This window comes from Vibrio sp. 10N.261.46.E11 (assembly GCF_041472735.1).
In the GTDB taxonomy this organism is placed as follows: Bacteria; Pseudomonadota; Gammaproteobacteria; order Enterobacterales; family Vibrionaceae; genus Vibrio.
The window spans coordinates 33,517-41,275 of the sequence record NZ_JBFRQW010000053.1 but is presented as its reverse complement, the minus strand read 5'-3'; the positions used below and the strand labels follow the sequence as shown (position 1 = coordinate 41,275).

The 7,759-nt window shown below is 44.9% G+C and carries 10 protein-coding genes; 2 read left to right on the top strand and 8 right to left on the bottom strand.

Going from position 1 to position 7,759, the window contains the following annotated elements; translation table 11 throughout:
• Positions 1–74: 74 nt before the first annotated feature.
• The 7 genes from glpG to ftsY form a co-directional block, all read right to left on the bottom strand.
• Entirely contained in the window at positions 75–917 is an 843-nt protein-coding gene (gene glpG, locus AB4407_RS17045) for a rhomboid family intramembrane serine protease GlpG (protein WP_372121403.1), read from the bottom strand.
• A 55-nt stretch (positions 918–972) separates the two neighbouring features.
• Positions 973–1,293, bottom strand: a complete 321-nt coding sequence (glpE, locus tag AB4407_RS17040; RefSeq protein WP_009848240.1) for a thiosulfate sulfurtransferase GlpE — start codon at positions 1,291–1,293, stop codon at positions 973–975.
• An 80-nt stretch (positions 1,294–1,373) separates the two neighbouring features.
• On the bottom strand, positions 1,374–1,577 hold the full coding sequence (locus AB4407_RS17035) for a hypothetical protein (RefSeq protein ID WP_372121402.1): 204 nt from the start codon (positions 1,575–1,577) through the stop codon (positions 1,374–1,376).
• 157 nt (positions 1,578–1,734) lie between these two features.
• Positions 1,735–2,592: an RNA polymerase sigma factor RpoH gene (gene rpoH, locus AB4407_RS17030; RefSeq protein ID WP_010438716.1), complete on the bottom strand. Its 858-nt coding sequence runs from the start codon at positions 2,590–2,592 to the stop codon at positions 1,735–1,737.
• 177 nt (positions 2,593–2,769) lie between these two features.
• Entirely contained in the window at positions 2,770–3,738 is a 969-nt protein-coding gene (gene ftsX, locus AB4407_RS17025) for a permease-like cell division protein FtsX (RefSeq protein WP_145576055.1), read from the bottom strand.
• Positions 3,725–4,402, bottom strand: coding sequence for a cell division ATP-binding protein FtsE (gene ftsE / locus AB4407_RS17020; protein WP_009848236.1), 678 nt, complete (start codon positions 4,400–4,402; stop codon positions 3,725–3,727). The genes ftsX and ftsE overlap by 14 nt, the downstream gene beginning before the upstream one ends.
• Before the next feature lie 77 nt (positions 4,403–4,479).
• Positions 4,480–5,736 carry a signal recognition particle-docking protein FtsY gene (gene ftsY, locus AB4407_RS17015; protein WP_372121401.1) on the bottom strand — a complete coding sequence of 419 codons (1,257 nt, stop codon included), beginning with the start codon at positions 5,734–5,736 and terminating at the stop codon, positions 4,480–4,482.
• 230 nt (positions 5,737–5,966) lie between these two features.
• Between ftsY and rsmD the strand changes: the two genes are divergently transcribed.
• Both rsmD and AB4407_RS17005 read left to right on the top strand, forming a co-directional pair.
• Positions 5,967–6,569 carry a 16S rRNA (guanine(966)-N(2))-methyltransferase RsmD gene (rsmD, locus tag AB4407_RS17010; protein ID WP_017061036.1) on the top strand — a complete coding sequence of 201 codons (603 nt, stop codon included), beginning with the start codon at positions 5,967–5,969 and terminating at the stop codon, positions 6,567–6,569.
• A 10-nt stretch (positions 6,570–6,579) separates the two neighbouring features.
• Complete coding sequence (locus tag AB4407_RS17005; protein WP_009848233.1) at positions 6,580–6,846, top strand: DUF1145 domain-containing protein; 267 nt, start codon at positions 6,580–6,582, stop codon at positions 6,844–6,846.
• A 117-nt stretch (positions 6,847–6,963) separates the two neighbouring features.
• On the opposite strand, the gene AB4407_RS17000 is transcribed toward AB4407_RS17005, so the two are convergent.
• Positions 6,964–7,548 carry a YhgN family NAAT transporter gene (locus AB4407_RS17000; RefSeq protein ID WP_009848232.1) on the bottom strand — a complete coding sequence of 195 codons (585 nt, stop codon included), beginning with the start codon at positions 7,546–7,548 and terminating at the stop codon, positions 6,964–6,966.
• Between the last annotated feature and the right edge of the window lie 211 nt (positions 7,549–7,759).

Below are 7,759 nucleotides of genomic sequence, written 5' to 3'. Positions count from 1 at the left end.
CTTAAATGATAGGTGTTGGCTCATCTGGCCGCTTTTTTGTCTCTATCGTTTGGCTACTCACTAGAAAAAATGAGTTAGCTTCTTGCCGAACTCGGTGCTTTCATCGCATCGATAAAGCCAATAATGACACCAGCGGCTAGGCCAGCTAAATGCGCTGTATTGGCGATCGCCATAAATGGCTGCATGTACCCAAGCACTAACCACACCAACATAAAGCCGACAATCTGTCTTGGGATACCTAAACCAAGTTGTGGCGCCTTCGCACCGACAACCCATAAGTAACCAACCAAAGCATACACAACACCAGACAAACCACCGAAGTTCGCCCCTTCAACCCAATACTGACCAGCACCTGAAAGCGCAGAAGAGACAGCAAAGATCTGAAGTAGCTTGAGGCTGCCTAGTTTCTTCTCAATATCCCCACCCAGTTGCCACCACCACAAGATGTTGAATGCGATGTGCATAACCGAGAAATGCAAAACGGCATGGCTCAACCAACGCCACAGCTGCCATTGCTGTCCATCAACCGCTGGGAAATGCAGGGCATTAAAAATAGCTTGGCCAAAACCAATCTGTTGCAGCGCAAAAATCACCACACACACCAACATTAGGCTCAGTGTCATAGGACCTGCTTTTGCTTTAATCATGCCCAAAAAGCTTGGCGTGTGGTAATGGAAATGACTCTTTCTAGTCTCAGCCATATCCCAAGACGCCGCTTGATAGCGTTTATGATTGGGTTCAGCAAGAAAACGATTCAGCTCAGCTTCGGTTTCAACCTGAAATTGACCATCAAGAAGCCACAAAGCAAAACGCCCTTCTCCCTCTGGAGACATCTGAATAGGGATCTGACGAGAGGCCATATAATCAATAAATGCTTGAGCAAGACGTGGGTTGTCTAACACCATCAATCTAATCATTGTTACTTCCTATTCATACTATGGAGATGCTTGAAGCGTTTAAGTGATAAAGCTATTAACCCGCAATCACCGGAAGTTCAGCACGATGCCAAGCTTCGAAACCGCCATCAACACTATATACCTCTTCAAAGCCTTGGTTCACTAAATATTGTGCCGCGCCTTGGCTACTAATACCGTGGTAACACATCACTAAGATAGGCTGTTCGAACTCAACCTCATCCATAAACGACACCATGGTATCGTTAGTCAGGTGGTAGGCGGTTTCTGAATGGGCTACCGCAAAAGATTGCGGATCTCGTATATCGACAAGTCGAGCTTCACTTTGTTCAATAAGGGCTTGAGCACCTTTAACGTCGATATGTTTAAACTGGTCCATGACTTTCTCTTTTTATACTGATTTACTTTGCTGCCATTGTAACCTATCCCAAGGCTAACAATCACACCCACTTAATAAGGTTATCCACCAGCGATCACTTTTACACCATTTGTGGATAAATCTGTGAATTGCGTGAATAAAGTGCCTTTTAAAAAATAGATCCACAACATGTAGTAACGATCCTGATCTAACTGTGGGTTAACTGAAACATATCCCCACTCAAAAAAACCTGTCAAAGCCTTACTACACCCTGCTTTTAGACAGCTGACGAATAAATTCTTCACAGAGTTATCCACAAAGTCATTTTGAAAATTTCGATCGCAAAAGTTGAGAAATCGATCCAAAACAAAAAGGCCGAGATCTCTCGATCTCGGCCTTTTCAGAATTAAGTTATTTGCTTGCTACTATGAGAAACCAAATACTATTAAAAATTAAATACTATTAGAAGTCGCCAACGGCTTGCTTCAATTTCTTCATCGCATTCTTTTCTAACTGGCGAACACGCTCTGCAGAAATGCTATAGGTATCCGCTAAGTCTTGCAGTGTTGCTTTGTTGTCGTCTAACCAACGTGAGCGAACAATATGTTGACTACGCTCGTCTAAGCTCTTCAATGCGAGACCTAAGCGATTATTAGTATGTGATTCCCAGTTAGCCGCTTCAACCGTCTCAGCAACGTCTGACGCTTTATCTTCTAGGTAATAAACTGGAGCCGTGTAAGCAGAACCACCGTCGTCGTCGTCCATAGGCGCTTCAAACGTCGCGTCTTGTGCCGCTAAGCGAGATTCCATTTCACGAACTTCTGAAGGCTCAACACCCAGTTCACGCGCAACCGTCTCAACTTCACCGTTATTGAACCAACCTAAACGTTTTTTAGACTTACGAAGGTTAAAGAACAATTTACGCTGCGCTTTAGTCGTTGCGATCTTAACGATACGCCAGTTACGCAATACGTATTCATGAATCTCAGCTTTGATCCAGTGAACAGCAAAAGATACTAGACGAACACCAACTTCTGGGTTGAAGCGCTTCACCGCCTTCATTAAGCCGATGTTACCTTCTTGGACAAGATCAGCCATTGGTAACCCGTAGCCAGAATATCCTCTTGCAACGTGTACCACGAATCGTAGGTGGGAAAGGATCAAGCCTTTCGCAGCATCGATCTCACCTTTGTAATGTAATCGCTCTGCAAGTCCACGTTCCTCTTCAGGCGTCAGCATTGGGTAGCTGTTCGCTGAGCGGATATAGCTATCTAAACTATCTTGTGTGACTAAAGCCATTTGATACGCTTGGTTTGCCATTCGGTTCCTCATCAATCTCTGATCTGGAGTAATACATCTATTAAAACCCAATAATCTTGAACCTAAAGTGAACAGGTTTCAAGGAGGGGGAAGTAATTATGCATAATCAATTCGTCTATACAAGGCAAAAACTGGTTAAGAAGTGCCTATTCTTCGTATAAATATGACTCTATTCACCTAAACTGGTTCAATTTCTTTTAGGTGACGCTGCGCAGAAAGCTTCGCAGCCACACTACCAAGCAGGGTTCCGACGATCAAAAGCAGTAAAGATTCATCCCAGCTCAGGCCAATTAAGCGGAAATGGCTATCGTACAGCTGAGCCAAGTCATCCACTGCACTGTTCAGTAATACGGTAATCAATGCCGTCATTACCCACGCGCTAATCGAACCTAAAACACCAAACCACATTCCAGCATACAAATATGGTCGAAGAATGTAGCTGTCGGTCGCACCAATCAGCTTCATGGTTTGAATCTCTTCTTTATGCGCCAATACATTAAATCGTAATGTATTGCCGATAATCAAAAATACTGCGCCTAGCATTAATACCGTTAGGGTAATTACGATGACGGCAGCTAACGCTTTGATAGCGTCCAATCTAGCTAACCAATCTTCGTCTAGGCGAACATCGGTGACGAGCTCTTGCTTTTTAACAGTGCCAGCGAGTTCTTTAATTTCAGTATCGCTGTGTACGCTTGGTGTTATCACCAACACACCTGGCAATGAATAATCATCTAGGATAGTTAGGGCGTCCTCAAAACCAGAATACTGGCTAAGATCCTCAAGACCTTGCTGCGGAGAAATGTACTCAACCAGATCGACTTGGTCCCAACTTTCGATTTCATCCTTAAGCACCATGACTCTCGGCTCAGGGATACCGTCCTCTACATAGGCACTAATTTGTGACGGGCTGGTGACATCTTGCGCCACTTCACCAACGTTCTTGCCCAGTAGGTACAAACAAGCGGGCATAGCTAAAGCCATTGAAATCACCGCAAGCGTCAGCAAGTTTCCTAATGGACGCTGCCACATTTGCGAGAATGATGACTTGGCTTGTTTCCAGTGAACAACAAAGAAACCGTCGCTTGAAACCCGGTTTGCTGCTCGATTGGATTGAGGTTTCTTAATGCGCTTATTCGCGGCCATAATCTTCAACCTCACTCAAAAAGCCTTGGTTTAATTCCAGATGACGATACTGAGGGCGAGTATTCACTAACCCTATATCGTGCGTCGCTAGCATGATCGTGACACCCGCACGGTTGAACTCTTCAAATAAGCGTAATACACGACTCGATAGTTCAGGATCTAGGTTACCAGTTGGTTCATCCGCTAAAAGCAGAGTTGGACGGTTAACCACAGCGCGAGCAATACCGACCCGTTGTTGTTCACCCCCAGAGAGCTGGCTTGGCAAACAACGGGCTTTATCTAATAAACCGGTTTTGTCCAACGCGGCGCTGACTCGACGTTTAATTTCGTTTTCAGAAATAGACTCAATACGCATAGGCAGAGCGACGTTATCGAAGATCGAGCGATCCATAAGTAGGCGGTGATCTTGAAAGACAATCCCGATGTTACGGCGTAAAAAGGGAATGTCTTTGGCTGGGATACGAGTAATATCGTGATCGTTAAACCAAACACGTCCGTCAGTTGGACGCTCTATCGCGCAGATCAACTTCAGCAAGGTACTTTTACCAGCACCAGAGTGCCCGCCTAAAAATGCCATCTCTCCTCGTTTGAGATGAAAGTCCACTTTTTGGAGCGCTTGTCGTCCGCCTCGGTAGGCTTTGCTCACTTGCTGAAATTTGATCACCGAAAATTCCTCTTACGATCACTCATATCAAATTTAAAACGGTAGCAGGTTAAGGATAAACCACTTTGCTACACGCGTTACTCTTCGCGGCTAAATAGTGCTTCAATAAAGTCTTTCGACTCAAATGGACGCAGGTCGTCAATGCCTTCACCCACGCCAATGTAGCGGATTGGAATCTGGAACTGGTCAGCAATTGAGAAAATTACGCCACCTTTCGCTGTACCATCTAGCTTAGTTAGCGTGATACCCGTTACTGGTGCCACGTCACTAAACAACTTCGCTTGGCTAATCGCATTCTGACCGGTACCTGCATCGAGCGTTAGCATGATTTCGTGCGGTGCAGAATCATCGATCTTCTTCATTACACGAACAATCTTGCGTAGCTCTTCCATCAAGTTGCTCTTGTTCTGCAAACGGCCTGCAGTATCTGCAATCACAACATCAACACCACGCGCTTTCGCCGCTTCAATCGCATCGTAGATAACAGAAGCGCTATCGGCACCTGTGTGCTGAGCGATAACCGGAACATCATTACGCTGCCCCCAAACCTGAAGTTGTTCAACCGCTGCCGCACGGAAGGTATCACCCGCCGCCAGCATCACTTTCTTGCCTTCACTTTGGAATTGTTTCGCCAGCTTACCAATAGTGGTTGTCTTACCCACGCCATTCACACCCACCATTAAAATAACGTAAGGTGTTTTAGTGGTATCAACAACCAGTGGCTGTTCCACTTGGCTCAAGATTTCTGACATCTCTTCTTTAAGCAGACCATAAAGCGCTTCACCGTCTTTTAGGTCATTACGGGATGCTTTTTCTGTTAGGTTTTCAATGATCTTAACCGTGGTATTCATACCCACGTCGGCGATCAGAAGTTGCTCTTCTAGTTCTTCAAACAGGTCTTCATCGATTTGCTTGCCTTTGAACAAACCAAAGAAGCCAGCACCAATGTTTGCTTTAGTACGGCTTAGGCTACGCTTAAGTCGTGCAAAGAAGCTTTCTGTCGGCTTCTCTTGAACTTCTTCAATCTTAGCTTGAGGAGCAATCACTTCTTCCTGCTCTGCTTCTGCTTCTGCTTCTGCTGCGACAGGCTGCTGATCTTGTTGAGCCTCTTCAAGCGCTTGCTCTGACTCCGCAATTTCAGATTCAACAGACTTAAGTTCCGTTGATTTGGCGTCTTCAACTTCAGGTGCGACCTGTTCAGCCTCAACTTGTGATTCAACTTCAGTTTGATCTTCAACGTTTTCTACGTTCGCTTCATTCTGAGTTTTTGGGCTTTGTTCTTCTTCACCAAAACCAAGCCACGATAATAATCCGCGCTTCTTTTTTTCCGTCATCAGAGGAGTTTCCTAGATCTACTAATTAGCTGTATTGACTTAATACACGTCGACTCTTTGCTATTGTTATACAATACAAGCTTGTACAAACGAATAGTAAAGAAAAATGACAAAGCAGTGATAAGTTTGCTTTTAGCTTGATACACTTTGTCATTGTAAATTTATTTAATACTCGAACCCACTTAAATTGGGCTCGGTATAGTATCACTTTATTAGCGGTCAAAAAATCTATGGTAAGACGTCGCCAGCAAAACACATCACAAAAAAAGCCATCCGGAGGCTTTGTTCGAATTATTAGTGGCTCATGGAGAGGTAGAAAGCTGCCTGTTCATGATTTAGAAGGATTACGCCCAACCATTGACCGAGTCAAAGAAACACTCTTTAACTGGGTGGCACAAGATATCCCACATTCGACCTGCTTGGATGTATTCGCCGGTTCTGGTGGCCTAGGTTTTGAAGCCGCTTCTCGCCAAGCAAAAATGGTGACACTGCTCGAAATGAATCAAAAAGCGGCCAAACAGCTTTCTGATAACGCGAAAGAGCTCAAAGCAGACAACATCAATGTGGTCAACACTGATGCTATCTCTTTCCTTAAGAAGCCTGGCACTCCTTACGATATGGTCTTTCTCGATCCTCCATTTCGTAAAGGCTTACTCGCAGAAACAGTACAGCTGCTTGAGAGCAACGGTTGGCTTGCAGACAACGCCATCATTTACGTCGAGACAGAGAAAGAGCTAAAACTCGAAGCTATGCCAGAAAACTGGGAATTACATCGCGATAAGACCACTGGCCAGTCGAGCTACCGACTGTTCAATCGAATCACTGAAGAATAGGAGTTATTGAATGAAGTTCTTGCTTCCACTAGCAAAAGCAGCCATCGCCTTTGTTTGGTTTATCTTAATCGCCAATATTTTCTACCCGTTCCCGGGTAATGCGGCGATTGCGCTTTATATCATGACAGCGTTCTTGTTCTTCATGCACGGCCTGCAGATGCTGATTTTTATCGGTGCTTTCGGCGACAAGATCGAAATGTCACGTTGGGAGAAGTGGTCAATATTGATTTTCGGTGTCTTTGCCCTACTCGATATCCGACGCAAGCACATGATGTAATCAAGTTTAAGCTCAGATATAAAACGCTTAGCTACAGAAAACATCATGACAGAAACAGTAGAGACAAAAACGCCGCTCATTTGAGCGGCGTTTTTTTATTCAGCGATGATACTGATGTTAACCCATGTAGCCTTTCACACCATCTAGGAACATTTGCGTCGACAGCATAACCAGCAACAAGCCCATCAAGCGTTCGATGGCTTTAAGGCCTCTCTCACCTAGTACTCGTAGGAAGAAGCCATTAAACATAAGAATGAAGAAGGTCGCGCCCCAAGCCAACATCACTGCGCCTGAAAGCTCTAACATGTTGTCAGGATGCTGGGTCGACAAAAGAATCAATGCCGCAATCACTGAAGGGCCAGCAATCATAGGGATCGCCATCGGCACGATAAACGGTTCTTCACCCGCCGCGAGGCCAGTAATACTACCCGCACTTGGGAAAATCATCTTAATCGCGATGATGAACAGAATAATACCGCCCGAGATACTCAAGGTTTCAGGCTGCACATGCAGGAAGTTCATGATGCTTTGACCAGCAAACAAGAACAGCAGCAGGATAATCAGCGCAAACATTAGTTCACGAACAAGAACAATACGGCGACGCTTCGGATCAATATGCTTAAGGATAGAAAGCACGATTGGTAAGTTGCCAAGCGGATCCATAATAAGAAACAGCATGGTCGCTGCAGATAAAATTTCCATAAGTTTGTCTCGAAAGCGTAAGTGCGCGGAGTATAGCAGCCTCAAGATTGATTTTCGAACACAGTAACAAACTTAGGAATTTACGTTATTGGAAGGGTATTTATGAGAGCCAAACGAGGGAGAAATACTCGGAGTGGAGCCGAGAATATCGCATCCACTCGCTAATCACAGTTCACTGTTCACTGGCGACAAGAACTGATGGTCATTCAAG